We start from the raw sequence: 15,984 nt of genomic DNA on the forward strand, positions 1-15,984 counted from the left end.
GCGAGGCGGTTCGGATGTTCCAGCATCCGGACCGCCGTTCCTTCTGATCAGGCCATGGGCCGCTCCAGCGCTGACACGGCTCAGCCCTTCCTGGACCCGAACAGCATCTGGGCCAGCACGAGCATCATGACGACGAAGCCGGCGAGCAGGGCCAGCCACGACCACAGCCAGCCGATCGTGAAGCCGAGCACGATGAATGCCGCGAAGGCGACGATCCAGATGACGGCGGTGTAGATGCCGAAGCGGGCGGCTGACTCCGGCTCCTCCTCGAAGCGGTTGCCCACACTCATCTCGCGCTGCGCCTGGCGCAGCCAGGCCTTGTGGCGATTGGTCTGCGTGGCGCCGAGGAACGAGAACAGCACGATGCCGGCCACGAGGATGACAGCCGCGATCGCGATGCCCCAGAGCTCGATCGCACCGAGGGCTATGAGGGCACCGAGGCCGAGGCCGGCGACGGTCAGGATGGTGGCGAGCGCGTAGCCGGCTCCCCGCCGCCCCGGCATCGGATGATTAGTGGTCGTCTCCTGCACCAGCGAGTCGCCCACGATCCAGCCCGCGGCGACGGCCCCGACGCCGATCATCAGGATCGTGACGCCGAGCGGCAGGGCGAGAACACCCGCCGCGGCCAGACCGGCCACGACCAGGGCCGCCAGGGCGACGAGCGAGGCGATGACGACGCGTACGACGAAGGCCGGCTTCGGGCGAACCCGAGCCGAGAGGTAGGCGGCGTTCTGGTTCCACGGGTTCGTCTGACGAGGCGGAGTCACGCTCGCGACCGGTGCACTGGTCGTCGCCCCAGCGGAATCGACGGTATCGGCCGCGCTCGGGTCTGCGATGAGGGCCCGCACGTCGCCGAGTTCGTCGATGGCCTGGCGAGCCGCATCCGTCGTGCTGCGTCCGGATGCCTCGAGGTCGGCGACGCGCGCGATGAGGTTCGCGCGCACCTCCTCCTTCAGGTCCTGGGCGTCGGGAGTCATGTCGACGCCGGCGAAGGCCTCGTCGAGCAGTCTGTGGATGTCCCCACCTGAGCGGCGGAACGTGTTGTCAGTCATTCTTCGTGTCCTTCACGTCGAGAAGCGAGTCGATGACGCGGCGGGTGGCGACCCAGGCCGCGACGTTGCCGTGGAAGATCGCCCGGCCGGCGTCGGTGATGCGGTAGTACTTGCGACGACCGCCCTGGGTCTCGTCGCCCCAGTACGACTCGACCAGGCCGTCCTTCTCGAGTCGGCGGTACGTGGCGTACAGGGTCGCCTCCTTGATCTCGTGCTCACCGCCGGTCGCGTCGCGGATGGCCTTGAAGATCTCGAATCCGTAGCTGTCGCCACGGCGAAGGAGACCGAGCACGATCGTGTCGGTGTGGCCGCGCAACAGGTCGGCGGCGAAGGCGTTGTTCTCGCCCGCTTGGCCCTGTGCGGCATCAATTGCTTTCATCACGTTGAGTACTGTATCACACACAGTACTTGATCGGAGAGTGCGATTGTCGGCATCGGGCACGAGGTGGCGCGGTAGCGTACGGGGATGGACCAGCCAGTCATCTCAGTGCGGCCGGCGACGATCGCCGATGCCGATGCCGTGTGGCCGATGGCGCGAGACTTCGCAACCACGTTCCGGCCCGACGAGGACGCCTACCGCGCGACCTTCCCGCTGTTGCTTCAGGATCCGGATGCGCTGCTCATCGTCGCCGAGGCCGAGGGACGGGTCGTCGGGTACCTGCTCGCGGATGCCCACCGCACGTTCCTGGCGAACGGGCCCGTCGCGTGGGTCGAGGAGGTGAAGGTGACGATGCGGCGATCGGGTGTCGGGTCGGCGTTGATGGCCGCGGCGGAGGACTGGGCTCGCGACGTCGTGGGCGCTCCGTACCTGGCGCTGGCGAGCCGACGGGCCAGCGACTTCTATGCGGCCCTCGGCTATGAGGAGTCGGCCGTGTTCTGGCGGAAGATGCTGCCTGGTCCGCCGGTCGAGTAGCCCGCGACGAAGGAGCCGGCATATCGAGACCACGCCCGTCGCTGCGAGCGATCTCGATACGCGTCCTGCTGCGCTCGGGCGCTACTCGATCATCGAGCGCTCGTGACGACGGCGATGAGGCCGTCGCCATAGGCCTCGAGTTTCTTCTCCCCGATGCCCGAGATGCCGTCGAGGTCGCCTATCGATTGTGGTCGAGCCTGTGCGACGGCGCGCAGGGTGGCATCGCCGAAGACGATGTAGGCGGGAACGCCCTGCTCCTTCGCCTGAGCGGCACGCCAGGCGCGCAGTGCCTCGAACAGTTCGATGTCGGCCGGGCTGAGGTCGGCCAGGGCCGCCGACGACTTCGCCGAGCGACCGGATGACCGGCTGGCGGAGCGCTCGGGCTCGGTGCGGAGGGCGACGGTGCGGGCACCCGAGAGCACATCGGCCGAGGCATCCGTCAGCGCGAGGGTTCCGTACTCGCCGACAGCGGCCAGCAGGCCCTGCGCGAGGAGCTGTCTGGCGACTCCGCGCCACTGCTGGTCGCTCAGGTCGGCGCCGATGCCCCAGGTGGCGAGGCGTTCGTGGCCCCACTGCTCCGTACGCGGCGTGGACTTGCCGCGGAGGATGTCGACGATCTGACCGGCGCCGAAGGACTGGTTGCGCTCCCGCTTCAGCCGGACGATGGTCGACAGCAGCTTCTGCGCCGGAACAGTGCCGTCCCACGAGACCGGAGGGTTGAGGCAGGTGTCGCAGTTGCCGCAGGGGGTGCTCGGCTGGCCGAAGTAGCTCAGCAGGTTCACCCGACGGCACTCGACGGTCTCGCACAGGGCGAGCATGGCGTCGAGGTGAGCGGACTGGCGCCGCCGATGTGCCATGTCGCCGGGCGACTGGTCGATCATGCGGCGCTGCTGCACGACGTCCTGCAGGCCGTAGGCGAGCCAGGCCGTCGACGGCTCGCCGTCACGCCCGGCGCGACCCGTCTCCTGGTAGTAGCCCTCCACAGACTTGGGCAGGTCGATGTGGGCGACGAAGCGCACGTCGGGCTTGTCGATGCCCATGCCGAACGCGATGGTGGCGACGACGATCACGCCCTCCTCGCGCAGGAAGCGCGACTGGGTGCGCATGCGCAGGCCGGCGTCGAGACCGGCGTGGTAGGCCAGGGCGTTCAGGCCGTTGGCGCGGAGGAACTCGGCCGTCTTCTCCGTGGTCGCTCGTGAGAGCGCGTAGACGATGCCGGCGTCGTTCGGGTGCTCGGTCCGGATGAAGTCGAGCAGCTGCTTGCGGGGCTCGTTCTTCGACACGATGCGGTACTGGATGTTGGGCCGGTCGAAGCTCGAGACGAAGTGCCTGGCGCTCTCGAGATGCAGCCTGTCGGCGATCTCGCGGTGCGTGGCCTCGGTGGCCGTAGCCGTGAGCGCGATGCGGGGAACGTCGGGCCAGCGCTCGGCGAGATCGCCGAGCGAGAGGTAGTCGGGTCGGAAGTCGTGACCCCACTGCGAGACGCAGTGAGCCTCGTCGATGGCGAAGAGGGCGATGCTGCCCCGCTCGAGGAAGCGCTTGGACGCCTCGTTGTTCAGCCGCTCGGGAGCGATGTAGAGGAGGTCGAGCTCGCCCTCGACGTAGGCCCGCTCGACGCGGGCGCGCTCCCCTGAATCCTGCGTGGAATTGAGGTAGGCGGCTCGCACGCCGACGGCGAGGAGGGCGTCGACCTGATCGTGCATCAGGGCGATGAGCGGCGAGACGACGATGCCCGTGCCCTCGCGCAGCAGGGCGGGGATCTGGTAGCAGAGGCTCTTGCCTCCACCCGTGGGCATGAGGACGATGGCGTCGCCGCCTGCAGCGACCTGGTCGATGATCTCGCCCTGTTCGCCCCGGAACGACTCGTAGCCGAACACCGTGTGCAGGGCCTCGGCGGCCGTCGAGAAGCGGGGCGGGGCAGCGCGGGCGACCAGGGTCGCGGTAGGTGCGGATGCCGCCGGTCGGCCGAACGACGCGGCCCGGGTGAGCTCGGCATCCGTCGGCGGAAGCCAGCCGTCCTCAGGTGGCGCCCAGTCGTCGATGGGCGGCGGAGCGTCGTCGAACGGGAACCCGTCGAAGCCCTCGTCGGGGTCGGGGATCTGGTTCCGTTCGGCGTTCCAACTCATCCCGGAGATTCTATGCGCCGGGGCTGACGGTGACGGCTGGGAGCGGGTGGGCTGGGGATGGTGCGCCGGTCGCCCCAGCGCCGGTCGAGTAGCCCGCGAGTGAAGCGAGCAGGCGTATCGAGACCACTCTCACGGCACTCGGGAAGCGCCGGGGTGGGAGTGATCTCGATACGTGTCCGACTTCGTCGGGCACTACTCGATCAGCGGTAGGGAGCCGTCGGGCATTACTCGATCAGCGGTGGGGAGCCGTCGGGCACTACTCGATCAGCGGTGGGGAGCCGTCGGGCACTACTCGATCAGCGGTGGGAGCCGTCGGGCACTACTCGATCAGCGGTGGGGAGCCGTCGGGCACCACTCGATCAGCGGTGGGATCAGCGGGCGCCCGGGTCCTCCTTCGGGGCCGTCGCCTCGTAGGCCTCGGCGTCCGACGGGGCATCGGGGTTGCGGCGGCGGAGCACCAGGAGCGTGACGACGACGGCGAGTACCACGACCGCGAGGGCGCCGGCGATCCAGAGCAGGTCGCCGAGCGATGAGGCTGGCGTGGCAGAGGCATCCGTCGACGGATCGTCCGATCCGTCGTCGCTCCCGGCAGCCGGCGCCTCGGCCGACGCGGTCGGACAGGTCGGCGCGCTCGAGCTGCCGTCGGCCAGCTCCGTGCCGGCGGCGGGCGCCCATTCGAACTCGTACTCGCCCGACACCGGATGCCCGTCGGTCGAAACGACCTGCCAGGTCACGGTGTAGGTGCCCGGTTGACCGAGCTGCGCGTCGGTCTCGATGGTGGCGTCGACGATCCTGGAGCATCCGTCGCCGTAGAACCTCGGATCCGATGCCGGACCCGAGACCTGGATCGCGGAGCCGTTGCCGAAGGAGAGCAGATTGTCGTTCGTCGTGAGCGAGACCGTGCCCGGCTGCTCGGTGACGGTGCTGTTCTCGGGTGGGGTGGAGCTGACGGGGTAGTTGTGCGCCGAGGCCGGCCCGGCCACGCCGAGCACGGAGGCCGCGAGAACCGCGACCCCCGCACCGACGAGGCCGAGCCGGCGACGAAGTCGTGTGCGCATGTCCGCTACTTCCCTGCCGGTGTGCGGCGACGCGACACCACGGCGATCACCACGGCGACGGCTCCCACGGCGAGGCCCAGCAGGCCGAGCACACGGGCGAGCACGTCGACCTCGGCCGCATCCGTCGTCGCATCGTCGTGGTGGTCGTCGGCCTCTGCGGCGGCACCGCTGTGGCCGTGTTCGTCGCCGGTCGCCGCGGTCACGGCGATGGCGGGCGCCGGATGCTCGGGCTCGGCCTCACCGTCGACGGTCTTCTCGTTCCACAGCGTCGAGCCGACCTCGCAGGTCTGTATGACGGGGAACTCGAGCGTGTCTCCGGCTGCATCCTCGGGGAGCTGCAGCGAGAGGGCGAACGTGTCGCGGTAGCCGTCGGCGAGCGGCGTTTTGGCCGTGTAGACGACCTGGCCGACCCGTTCGGTGATCTCGTTGCCGTGGGCGTCCGTCACCGGCGGGTCGAGCGTGATGGTGCTCTTCTCGACGGTCCAGCCCGGGTTGACCGTCGGGGTGACCGACGGGATCGACTCGGGGATGTCGATGGCGATGGCCGTCGTCGGCGATCCGTCGCAGCCGTGGGGCACCGCGAAGGTGAGCACCGTGTAGGACCCGGCGGCCGTGGTGTCGGGGGTGACGCCCACGTGCGCGCTGGCGGCGAGCGGCGAGGCGAGGGCGAGGAGGATGCCGGCGCCGAGAGCCGAGGCTGCGATGGCGGTCGTGCGGGTGGTGGTCTTCATGATCGTTGGTCGTCCTTGGGTCGATGGCACCGTGGACGCGCGTCGGCGTCTGGAGAGGTGTTCGGTGCCGAGAGGGGATTGGTTCGAAAGAGCAGCGCTACGCGAGGCGGAGCGCGGTCGAACGGGGCGGCCCTCGATGCCGCATCGACGAGAGAACGACCAGCAGGTCGCGCGGGAGGAGGACGAGAGCTCGGGCGGACAGCCGGATCTCGACGACCGGAACCAGCCGAGGAGCGCCCGCGACGAGCACGGCGATGAGGCGCCCGGCGGCACGCAGGATCGCCAGCATCGCCCGCTCTCCGCTGTGCAGGGCGGCGATGGTGATCACGGCCGCGAACACGTGTGCGACGATCATCCCCGTGCCGCCGTGGGAGAGGTGACCTGCCTGGCCCATCGCCTCGATCGAACCGCCCGACTCGATCTGGTTCAGCAGGTGAACAGAGGCATCGTGGTGCGCCGCCGGGTTCGTCGTGACCTGGAGCGAGCTGCCACTCACGGCGAACAGGCCGTGGAACGCGAGCTGGCTGAGCACCACGGATGCCGCCAGCCGAGCGAGTGAGACCGTGCGCCCGGCGAGCGCGACGCACACCATGGCAGCGAAGGCGAAGGCTATGACAGTGCCGACACCGAACGGCACCTGGGCGCCTGCGCCGCCGCCGATCGAGTGCGAGAGGCCGGCGAGCAGGGTGGCCGCAGCAGCCGCGGTCAGCCCGCGCGCAGTCCGGGCACCCCGCTGGCTCATACCCTCGAGTCTACGAGGGCCGACGGATGTCGGCAGTACGGCGAACCCCCGGGCACCGCGGCATCGTCGCGCTGCCGAATCTGCGGCGCGCCAGTGAGATCTCAAGCGCGCCGCTGGGAAACGGCCGCGCGGCGTGGCGATGCGACGGCGCAACGGATGCGGCCCCCCGCCGTGATGGCGAGGGGCCGCATCCGTTCAGCAGATCGAGATCCGCCGCCGGGCGTCGACTACCAGAGCAGCACCGGGAAGGTGTTGCTCGTGGAACCCGTCACCGTGTCGGAGCCGGCGTAGACCGACTTCAGCAGGTGCAGACCGGCCTTCAGCTTCGGCAGGGTGATCGTCTTCCTGCCCTTGTCGCCCTCGGTGAGCGTGATGGTCGTGAGCAGCTTCTTGCCGTCGTAGACCTTCACGTCGCCGGTGATGACGGTGCCCTTCGGCGCCGACACCACCACCGTGTACTTCAGCGCCGAGTTGTGGCTGCCGAGGATGGTGTTGGCGTAGGCGAACGTCGAGCTCTTCACCGCGGGCACGGGTGCCGTGATGGTGATCGGCACGGCGATCGACGTTCCCGTCGACGGCACCGCGATCGTGAGCTGCTGGGCGCCCGACAGGCCGGCCGGAATGGTGAAGGTCACCGATGCGCGACCCACCTCATCCGTCGTGTCGACGATCGTCGGGTCGATGGCCGAGGAGCCGACGACCGTTCCACCGATCGAGAGCTCGACCGTCGAGGCCGCAGGCTCACCGGCGCTGAACGCGAGCGACGAAAGGTCGGCGGTGACCGACTCCCCCGGGGCGTAGGCAGCACCACTGGCCGGAGCCGTGAGCTTCAGACCGACAGCGCGCTGGGCGAGGTCGGGCGACACGGGCGAGTTGGCCGCCATGTAGTCGACCATCGACTCGAGGTCGACCTTGCCGGAGTCCGCCTTCTGCGTTCCCTGCGCCAGAGTGAAGAAGTTGTCTCCACCGGAGGCCAGGAACGAGTTGACGACGACACGGATGCTGTCGCCGGCGGCGACGGGCTCACCGTTCAGCAGGATGTTGGTGATGTGCGAACCGACAGGCGCCGTCGGGTCCTCGGTGTAGGCGAGGGACTTCGACACGCCGAGCTTGAGGAAGGGTCGGCTGGCCGTGGCCGGCTGCCACTGCTGCTCGAGCACCTCCTTGAGCTGCGCCCCGCTGAGGGTGAGCGTCACCAGGGTGTTGGCGAACGGCTGGACGACGGCCGCCTCCTTGTAGGTGAGGTTGCCTGCGGGATCCGCCGGCCCGCTGGACGCGTACTTCATGTCCGTGCGGAGCCCGCCTGGGTTCATCAGGGCGACCTGGATGTCAGCGGCGTCGCGCTGAGCGCTCCAGAGCTGCACGTCGGCGACGAAGTTGCCGAGCGTCGACTCTCCCCCGCGGTTCTCAGCACCGGTGCTCTGCTTGGCACGGTTGAAGTCGGCCGTGATGTCGCCGAGCTTGACTGCACCCAGCTCGTTGGCCTTGGCCACGGCGTCGGCGACGATCGGCGTGACCGTCGGGTCATCCGCGTAGTTCGGCGTGTACGTCGTGACGTTGCCGGTCACGACCTTGGTCTTGACGTCGTAGGTGTTGTTCACCATCGACAGCAGTTCCTTGGTCTGCGGGTTCACCTCGATGTCCATGACGCTGAACTTCTCGCCGTACTGACCAGACGAGATGACGGGACGACCGTCGATCACGTGGTTGTACGCGAGGTGGGTGTGACCGGAGACGATCGCATCGACGTCGGAGTCGACGCCCGTCACGATCTTGCCGAACGCGGAGGCCGGGTCGGTGGCAGACGCCACATCGGGCGTCGCCGCACCTTCGTGGACGAGGAGGACCACGACATCCGCCTCACCGTTCGCCGGGTCGCCGTCGCGCAGTTCGTCGGCGACGGTGTTGACCGACTCCGTCACGTCGCGCACGTCGAGCTGGGCGATGCCGGCCGGGCTCACGAGCGATGGCAGCTCGTTCGTCACGGCTCCGACGAAGCCGATGGTCACACCGTCGAACTCCTCCGTGTAGTAGGCGGGAAGGGCGCGCTCGTCCGTGCCCTTCTTGTAGATGTTCGCTCCGAGGTACTCCCACTTCGCCCGCGGGATGATGCGGTCGGTGAGGTCTGCGAAGCCCTTGTCGAACTCGTGGTTGCCCACGGCGCTGACCTCGAGACCGGCCGCGTTCAGGGCGTCGATCGTCGGGTTGTCCTGCTGGATGAAGGACGTGAACGTCGAGGCACCGACCATGTCTCCCGCCGCAGCGAAAACGGTGTTCGGGTTCTCGGCCCGCACCTGCTTCACGGCCGTCGACAGTGCGGCGATGCCGCCGGCAGCCGAACCCGACTCGTTCTCGATGCGACCGTGGAAGTCGTTGACCGTCACGAGGTCGATCGCGACAGGGGCCACCTCGTTCGAGACACCGACGACGATGGGGTCGTGGTCGCTCGAGCGCCAGGGTGTTCCGGACTCGGTGGCGGCGAACGCGTAGCCGCGGTCGCTCCACTCGGGCGAGTTGATGTTCCAGACTCCGACGCCGGTGACGGTCGACGAGACCGACGGGCTGGCGAGCACGTGGTCGAGGCTGCCGAGCTCGCCGTTGAAGGAATAGGTGTACTGGCCGGCGGCATCCGTCGGCACCAGGTCGGTCCAGCCGGCGTCGGTGAAGACGTCGATCGGGTCCTCCTGGGCGTAGGAGTTGAAGTCGCCGATGAGGAAGACGTCTCCGCTGCCCGAAGTCTGCTTCAGGGTGTCGGTGAAGGCGAGGGTGGCCTGGGCCTGCTTGACGCGGTCCTCGTTGAACCAGCCCTGTCCGTCGGCCGGCTCGCCGGTCGAACCCGACGGGGCGGACTTCGACTTCAGGTGGTTGGCGACGACGGTGACCGTCTTGCCGTCGAAGCTGAACGTCTGGGCGATCGGCTCACGGGCGTTGCCCCAGATGCTCTCATCGATCGGCACGGTCTGGCTGGCACCTTCGGGGGTGACCGCAGCGGCCTTGTAGATGATCGCGGTGGTGATGAAGTCGGTGACATCCGCCGTGAGCGTGTCGGGAGTGGGCACGAAGCTCCACACCTCGCTGCCGGCGGCCTCATTGAGGGCGTCGACCAGGTTGCCGAGTGCCTCGTCCTTCGGGTCGCCGAGCTTCACCGAGTTCTCGATCTCCTCGAGCGAGACGATGTCGGCGTCGAGGCCGTTGATGGCCGCGACGATCTTCGACTGCTGAATGGCGAACTGCTCGGCCGTGGCCGCACCACGGGCGCTCGAGTTCTCGCTCGTGAGGGTCGTGAAGTAGTTGAAGACGTTGAACGACGCGAGGCGCACGTCGCCGCCGACGGCGGGCGGAGCCTCGGGGCGCGGGTTGGTCGCCTGGAACGTCGGCTTGGCCTCGGCCGGGCTCGCGTCCGTGATCGGGACAGCGGGCTGCAGGCGCCAGTCGTCGAAGCCGAAGCTCAGCACGTAGGGCTGCGCCGGGAAGTCGACGACATCGCCGTTCCGCACCACAGTGTCGGTCGTGTAGTACGGCTGACCGCCGATGTGCGCGACGTTGGACACCTGGATGCTGTAGCCGTCGTCGAGCAGCAGACGGTTGGCCTTGTTCGCCGCGGCGATGGCTGCGGCATCCGGGCCCGACTGCTTCTGCTCGGTTGCCGCCACCAGCGGCGCCTCTCCTGCGGACAGCCACAGGGTGCCGAAGTTGTAGAGCTGGTGGCTGGAGGCGACCTTGTAGGTGCCCGTCGGCTCGACGAGCATGCCCTCGAGGCTCTCCCGGTCGGCACCGCGCAGGGTGTCGGGCAGCGGGGTGGCCGTTGGGACGCCGACGCCGGGCGTCACGACCGTGACGGCTCCGGCAGCGGATGCGGTGAGCTGGGTGAGTCCGTTGAACTCGCGCACGGTTCCGGTGGCCTGCACCAGGTCGCCGATGGCGAGGGTGGGCTTCTGGCTGCCGAGGAAGACGAACAGCCCCTCCGAGGCTCCGGGGATGGAACCGCCGCTGCCGGCCGTCTGGATGTAGATGCCGTTGTAGCCGCCGGTGCGCTCGTCTGCTGTGACGACGCCCTGCACGACATAGCTGTTGCCGTCGTCGGCGAACGGGCTCGCCGTGCCCGTGCCCTGGATGGCGGCGATCGTGGTGTCGACGGTGGCCGCGAAGGCCGGGGTAGCGCCGAAGGAGGCGAACCCGAGGGTGGCGACCGTGACGGCGGCGAGCGCCGACAGCCGGCGGCGATGGGATCGGACTGGCTGGACTTCAGGCGGCGTGTTCGCTGCCGCCTCTGCGCTGGAGCGCTCGATCGTGGACACGGGCTTCCCTTCGGATGAAACGGATGTGGTGCACAGGGTTGCTCTCGAGCGCGGATTCGGCCGCGGCGCCGAGAAACTGGTGACCCCTCCCGCATGTACCCCGACTCGGGGCGCACTCGTTCAGGGGTCATCCGCAGACTATGGGCTGCCTGTGACAGTGCCAAGAGTCGTGAGGGAAATGTCATCTGCTCTTAAGTTGGTCGCCACAGCGCCGCGCGCGAATGCTGGCCCGTGTGCTGAACGCGCGGCGCCGACAGCCGCACCCTAGGCTGGTCGCCTATGGTCACGGTGATCCTCGGGGTGTCAGGCGCCCTCATCTTCGGCTCGGCCGACTTCCTCGGGGGCCTCGCGGCCAAACGCATGAGCGCCCTGCTGACGACGGCCATCGCTGCGCTCACCGGACTGGTGCTGCTCGTGATCCTGCTTCCCGTGCTCGGGGGCGAGTGGTCGGCCGACGCTGTGTTCTGGGGCGCCCTCTCCGGCGTCTCGGGGGCCATCGCCATCTCCCTGCTCTACGCCTGCCTCGCGATCGGCCCGATGAGCATCCTGTCGCCGCTGACCGCTGTCGTCTCCGCGATCGTTCCGCTCACGGTCGCCCTCGCCGGCGGCGAGACCCTCGCCCCGCTCGGGTACTGGGCGATCGGGCTCGCCCTCATCGCCGTGGTGATGGTGGGCTTCGTGCCGGAGAAGGGGGCCGTGCGTCCGTCGCTCAAGGGCATCCTCATGGCCGTCGGTTCCGGCGCCGCCATCGGAGCGTTCCTGGTGCTCATCGATCTGAGCCCCGACGACAGCGGCCTCGTGCCTCTCGTGCTGAATCGCGCCGTCAACGCGGCCATCATGTTCAGCGTCGTCGGCCTCCTGTTCGTGATCGGAGTGCGCCGCCGCCGCCACTCACGCCACGAGGCGGCGAGCCTGACCGGCATGGGAACCGAAGGCGACGATCGCACCCGCGCGGAGGCGGCGGCATCCGCTGGCCGGAGCATGCTGCGCACGGGCATCATGCTGGCGGTGGCGTGCGGCGTGATCGACGCCATCGCGAACACCCTGCTGCTGCTCGGTATCCGCCTGGGCGATCTCAGCGTGATGAGCGTGCTGACGGCGCTCTACCCTGCCGGAACGATCCTGCTGGCAGCGATCGTGCTGCGCGAGCGCATCGCCCCGGTGCAGTGGATCGGGCTGGCGCTGGCACTCACGGCCGCCGGGATGCTCGCATTGGCCTGAACCCGCGAGCGGCTCGCGCCGCCGTCATTCGGTGGACTTGGGCGCCTTGCGGGGACGCTTGCCCTCGGTCGACGACGGCGAGAACAGCACGCCGAACGCGATGCCGATGCCGATGCCGATGAGCGCGCCGGCCACGACGCTGTCGAGCGAGTAGCCGATCGCCACGCCGAGCACGCCACCGACGACGAGGCCCAGAGGCCAGGCGACCAGCGCACTCATGTGCTTGCGGCCCGCGCGGCCGGGCAGGCGCGGCTCCGGGGTGTTCTCAGCCATGCAGACAATCTACCCGCGGCTTCCGGATGCCGTGGACCACGGCGAGCGGTCAGTCGAACCGCAGCGGCTCTCACCCCGCCGGGCGGTCGGTGGGGCGGTCGGCCGGGCGCAGCGTCGGTCGGAACACCTGTGTCGGCTGTCCCCCGCTGAGGAGTTCGACGAGGAACTCGAGCAGGCGGAACGGAAGCAGCGCGACGAGCTGCACGATGAGGAGCGGGGCGATGACGGCGCTCCCGTAGGAGAGCACGGCTGTCATCGGCCAGTTCCGACCCCAGAGGAACGACGCCGCGAAGGGAAGCAGGAGTACCGGAAGCCACGCGGGGTGCACGGTGATCGCCAGCACGATGCCCGCGGCGATGACGGCGAGCGACAGCAGGATCTGCAGGAGGAGGAGGAGACCGAACGGCCGGGCGTGCCGCAGGTAGCGCTCCGCCGACACCCACCCCCACATGAGCCAGGCGCGCAGCAGCGGCACGCGTTGCTCGCGCAGGCCCACGAGGAAGATGCGGTCGTCCTCCCGGCGCTGCTCGAGCGCCGCTCGCGGATCGCCGCCGTCACCGATGACCGCCGCGACCTCTGAGCGATGGTCGTGCACGATGGCCGGAGCCGACTGGCGACCGTAGGAGGCGATGAAGCTCCAGAGCAGCGGCGGCACCGAGGCGAGGTCGGTGCTGTTCTGCCGGGTGGGATGCGGTTCGGGCGCGTGGGCAGGCGCCCACACGACGCCGTCTGTGCCCGGCTCCCTGTAGCCGATGCCCCGACGCAGCTGGAACAGGTATCCGGCTGGCGGCACCTGGCCGATTTCGATGGAGGCCAGCGGCTCGCCGTCCTCGGTGATGAACGGCATCCGTTCCCCCTTCGCGGTGTGAGTCCATCCTGCCGCGTGGGACTGTCACCGCCGAAGAACCGGTGCGGGCAAGTGGAAGGGCCCCGCGCGCTCGCGGGGCCCCTCATGCCATCCGCACAAGAGGTCGTCGGGTCGACCACAGATGACATCGCATGCCGAGCGTCTCCCCGGCATGAGGAGTGGTTCGAAGCCGACGGACGATCGGTTTGGATGGATCCTGGACGCAGGTCAATCGGGGATCGGGACCGCGGTGCCGCTCACGGTGATGCCGCCCGTCATCGGGATGTCGACGGCGAGCACACTGGGTCGGCCGACATGGCGCCCCTGGTGAACCGTCACCCGTGACGGCGGCTCGACCAGGCCGAGCTCACGGAGGTAGCCGCCCAGCGACGCCGCGGCCGAGCCCGTGGCCGGGTCCTCTGTGATGCGTCCGACCGGGAAGATGTTACGGGCCTCGAACTCCGTCGGGCCGATCGCTCGCAGCATGGTGATGGTTCCCGCCCAGCCCTCGACGTCCATGAGCGAGCGCGCGACGACAGGCGAGAAGGTGAAGGAGTCGAAGACATCCGCGTCGGCGACGACGACGATCGGATGCCGGTTGCCGGCGAAGGAGACGCGCGGCGGGTATCGCTCGTCGAGCTGCGACTCGCTGAGCGACGTCATGGCGAGGATCTGGCTGAGCGCGGAGGCGCCGAGGGGCTCGACGGTGGGATCGACGCTGGTGAAGGCGGCGGTGATGCCGGCGGCGACTCCGGCATCCGTCGACGGCGTGCCCGCGGCATCCGTCACGATCGGGATCTCGCCGACCGGAGTGCGGAAGTGGATCTCCCCGGCTCCGTCGCGCTCGGCGATCGCGACCGCCGTTGCGATGGTCGCGTGACCGCAGAAGGGCACCTCGGCGATCGGGCTGAAGTAGCGGATCACGTGGACGCCGCCGTCGACCCCTGTCACGAAGGCGGTCTCGGCGTAGTCGACCTCGGCCGCGATGCGCTGCATCTCGGCGTCGGTCATCCCGCCGGCGTCGAGCACGACGCCGGCGGGATTGCCGCCCCGTGGGTCGGCGGTGAAGGCGGCGTAGCGGAGGATCTGCGGGGACTCGGTCACACCGCCATTCTCGCGCCTCGCGGAGTGGCTACTCGGCGGAGTCCTCAGCGAACCGCCCTCGGTACTCGACCGGGATGAGCGGCCTCTCGGCGCGCACCCGCAGCTCCTGCACGGCCCAGCTGTTGCCATCGGGATCGCTGAAGCCGAAGAAGGTTCCACCGTCGCGCTCGTCGAACACGGTGAGCTCGCTGGCGTCCACCCCGCGTTCGATGAGCTCCTCCCGTGCTGTGGCGGCATCCGGCACCACCAACTGCAGACCCTTGAGGGTGCCCGGTTCCATCTGGTTCTGTGAGGGCAGGGTGCCGATCACGATCGAGCAGCCCGAGCCGCGCGGCGTGAACTGCACGATGCGCGCCTCGCCCATGTCGGTGTCGTGGTCGAGGTCGAATCCGACCTTGTCGCGGTAGAACTCGATCGATCGTGCGATGTCGGAGACGGGCACGATCACAACTTCCAGGGTCCAGTCCATGATCTTCTTTCTTCCTTCCGTTGGCTGGAAAGCGAGGAGTTTCTCGCCCGGGCGGCCCCGGGAGCACCGGAATCGCCGCAAGGACGAGGAAACTCCTCGCTTTCCAGAGGTTGTCAGCCGAGCAGCTCTTCCAGGCGCTCGTAGCCCTCGCGCATACCGGTCTCCATGCCCGAGGCCACCATGCCGTCGCGAGCCTCCTGGGTGGGGTAGACGGAGTGGCCCTCGAGACGGGTTCGGCCGTTGCCGAGGTCGATGAAGCGCATCGCGTCGAGCGCGACCACGTCGGGGAACCCCTCGAACTCGAAGGTCTGCACGGCGAACTCGTTCTCGCGCACGACGTGGAAGACGCCGTTGAAGCCGTACTTCTCGTCGCCGCGGCCGTGGATGTAGCGGTAGCGGCCTCCGGTGCGGAAGTCGTACTCCTCGATCTCCATCTCGAGATCGCGCGGTCCGAGCCACTGCGCCACGAGCGCCGGGTCGCGGTGGGCGTTGAAGACCGCCTCGACGGGGTAGTCGAACTCGCGGACGAAGTCCACGTACTGAACGCCTTCCGGGGCGGTGACGGTGAGTGCATTGGTGGTGGTGCTCATTGTTCCTTCTCCTTGATGGTGTCGACGGATGCGGGTCTCGATGCATCCGATGCGCCCATCGCTCCGAGCACAGCGTCGAGACTGCGGAACTGCTGCTCGTGGATGAGCCTGTATCGGTCGATCCAGCTGGTCATGCGTTCGAGCTCGACGGCGTTCAGGTGAACGGGCCGGCGCTGCGCATCACGCGTTCGCGTGACCAGCCCCGCCTGCTCCAGCACCTGGATGTGCTTCGAGACCGCCTGCTTGGAGATCTCGAACGGCTCCGCGAGTTCATTGACCGTGGCCGAGCCCCGACTGAGGCGGGCGATGATCCGCCGACGGATGGGATCGGCCAGGGCCATGAATGCCCGGTCGAGCCGTTCGTCCGACTTCGGATCCACGATCATTATCAACCTTCTGCTTGATCAACCATTTGATTGATTAAAGATAACGCCGACGCGGCCCGGTGTCAACACCCATCCCTCGAGTCGCCCGGATTCGTCGCTCTGGCCCCACGCGGAGGGCTCGGAGCCGACGAAGATGGGCGACTCGATGGGATGGGGGCGGGCGGGCGGCGGGGT

Annotated in this window: 15 protein-coding genes; 2 read left to right on the plus strand and 13 right to left on the minus strand. The window is 68.8% G+C overall.

All coding sequences use genetic code 11. The features are described from left to right. Positions 1-80: 80 nt before the first annotated feature. Together ASC59_RS10310 and ASC59_RS10315 are read right to left on the minus strand one after the other, a co-directional pair. Positions 81-1,052: a permease prefix domain 1-containing protein gene (locus ASC59_RS10310; protein WP_055821754.1), complete on the minus strand. Its 972-nt coding sequence runs from the start codon at positions 1,050-1,052 to the stop codon at positions 81-83. Beyond that, a complete protein-coding gene (locus ASC59_RS10315; protein ID WP_055821759.1) occupies positions 1,045-1,431 on the minus strand; it encodes a PadR family transcriptional regulator in 387 nt (128 codons plus the stop codon). Before ASC59_RS10315 ends, ASC59_RS10310 begins: the two co-directional genes overlap by 8 nt. Positions 1,432-1,518: 87 nt before the next feature. On the opposite strand from ASC59_RS10315, the gene ASC59_RS10320 reads away from it, so the two are divergent. Continuing rightward, positions 1,519-1,965 carry a GNAT family N-acetyltransferase gene (locus tag ASC59_RS10320; protein WP_055821762.1) on the plus strand — a complete coding sequence of 149 codons (447 nt, stop codon included), beginning with the start codon at positions 1,519-1,521 and terminating at the stop codon, positions 1,963-1,965. An 89-nt stretch (positions 1,966-2,054) separates the two neighbouring features. Here the strand turns inward: ASC59_RS10320 and recQ are convergent, their stop codons facing one another. The 5 genes from recQ to ASC59_RS10345 all read right to left on the minus strand — a co-directional run bounded on the left by recQ (position 2,055) and on the right by ASC59_RS10345 (position 10,920). Then, the gene (gene recQ, locus ASC59_RS10325; RefSeq protein WP_055821765.1) at positions 2,055-4,091 is read right to left on the minus strand and encodes a DNA helicase RecQ; all 2,037 of its coding nucleotides are present in this window, start codon (positions 4,089-4,091) and stop codon (positions 2,055-2,057) included. 371 nt (positions 4,092-4,462) lie between these two features. Continuing rightward, complete coding sequence (locus ASC59_RS10330) at positions 4,463-5,149, minus strand: copper resistance CopC family protein (RefSeq protein WP_055821767.1); 687 nt, start codon at positions 5,147-5,149, stop codon at positions 4,463-4,465. Positions 5,150-5,154: 5 nt separating this feature from the next. Then, complete coding sequence (locus ASC59_RS10335) at positions 5,155-5,880, minus strand: YcnI family copper-binding membrane protein (protein ID WP_055821770.1); 726 nt, start codon at positions 5,878-5,880, stop codon at positions 5,155-5,157. A 97-nt stretch (positions 5,881-5,977) separates the two neighbouring features. After that, complete coding sequence (locus ASC59_RS10340) at positions 5,978-6,622, minus strand: hypothetical protein (protein WP_055821774.1); 645 nt, start codon at positions 6,620-6,622, stop codon at positions 5,978-5,980. A 227-nt stretch (positions 6,623-6,849) separates the two neighbouring features. Further along, entirely contained in the window at positions 6,850-10,920 is a 4,071-nt protein-coding gene (locus tag ASC59_RS10345; RefSeq protein WP_055821777.1) for an ExeM/NucH family extracellular endonuclease, read from the minus strand. A gap of 279 nt (positions 10,921-11,199) precedes the next feature. Here ASC59_RS10345 and ASC59_RS10350 point away from each other — a divergent pair, with 279 nt between their 5' ends. Then, on the plus strand, positions 11,200-12,141 hold the full coding sequence (locus ASC59_RS10350; protein ID WP_055821780.1) for an EamA family transporter: 942 nt from the start codon (positions 11,200-11,202) through the stop codon (positions 12,139-12,141). A 24-nt stretch (positions 12,142-12,165) separates the two neighbouring features. On the opposite strand, the gene ASC59_RS10355 is transcribed toward ASC59_RS10350, so the two are convergent. The 6 genes from ASC59_RS10355 to ASC59_RS10380 form a co-directional block, all read right to left on the minus strand. Continuing rightward, positions 12,166-12,414 carry a hypothetical protein gene (locus ASC59_RS10355; protein WP_055821785.1) on the minus strand — a complete coding sequence of 83 codons (249 nt, stop codon included), beginning with the start codon at positions 12,412-12,414 and terminating at the stop codon, positions 12,166-12,168. A gap of 70 nt (positions 12,415-12,484) precedes the next feature. Beyond that, on the minus strand, positions 12,485-13,261 hold the full coding sequence (locus ASC59_RS10360; RefSeq protein ID WP_055821788.1) for a DUF1353 domain-containing protein: 777 nt from the start codon (positions 13,259-13,261) through the stop codon (positions 12,485-12,487). A gap of 228 nt (positions 13,262-13,489) precedes the next feature. Continuing rightward, positions 13,490-14,365, minus strand: a complete 876-nt coding sequence (locus ASC59_RS10365; RefSeq protein WP_055821791.1) for a PhzF family phenazine biosynthesis protein — start codon at positions 14,363-14,365, stop codon at positions 13,490-13,492. A gap of 28 nt (positions 14,366-14,393) precedes the next feature. Continuing rightward, complete coding sequence (locus tag ASC59_RS10370; RefSeq protein ID WP_055821794.1) at positions 14,394-14,834, minus strand: VOC family protein; 441 nt, start codon at positions 14,832-14,834, stop codon at positions 14,394-14,396. Positions 14,835-14,947: 113 nt separating this feature from the next. Further along, positions 14,948-15,424, minus strand: coding sequence for an SRPBCC family protein (locus tag ASC59_RS10375; protein ID WP_055821797.1), 477 nt, complete (start codon positions 15,422-15,424; stop codon positions 14,948-14,950). Further along, on the minus strand, positions 15,421-15,810 hold the full coding sequence (locus ASC59_RS10380; RefSeq protein WP_055821799.1) for an ArsR/SmtB family transcription factor: 390 nt from the start codon (positions 15,808-15,810) through the stop codon (positions 15,421-15,423). The genes ASC59_RS10375 and ASC59_RS10380 overlap by 4 nt, the downstream gene beginning before the upstream one ends. Between the last annotated feature and the right edge of the window lie 174 nt (positions 15,811-15,984).

It is taken from the genome of Leifsonia sp. Root1293, assembly GCF_001425325.1.
Taxonomy (GTDB): Bacteria; Actinomycetota; Actinomycetes; order Actinomycetales; family Microbacteriaceae; genus Orlajensenia.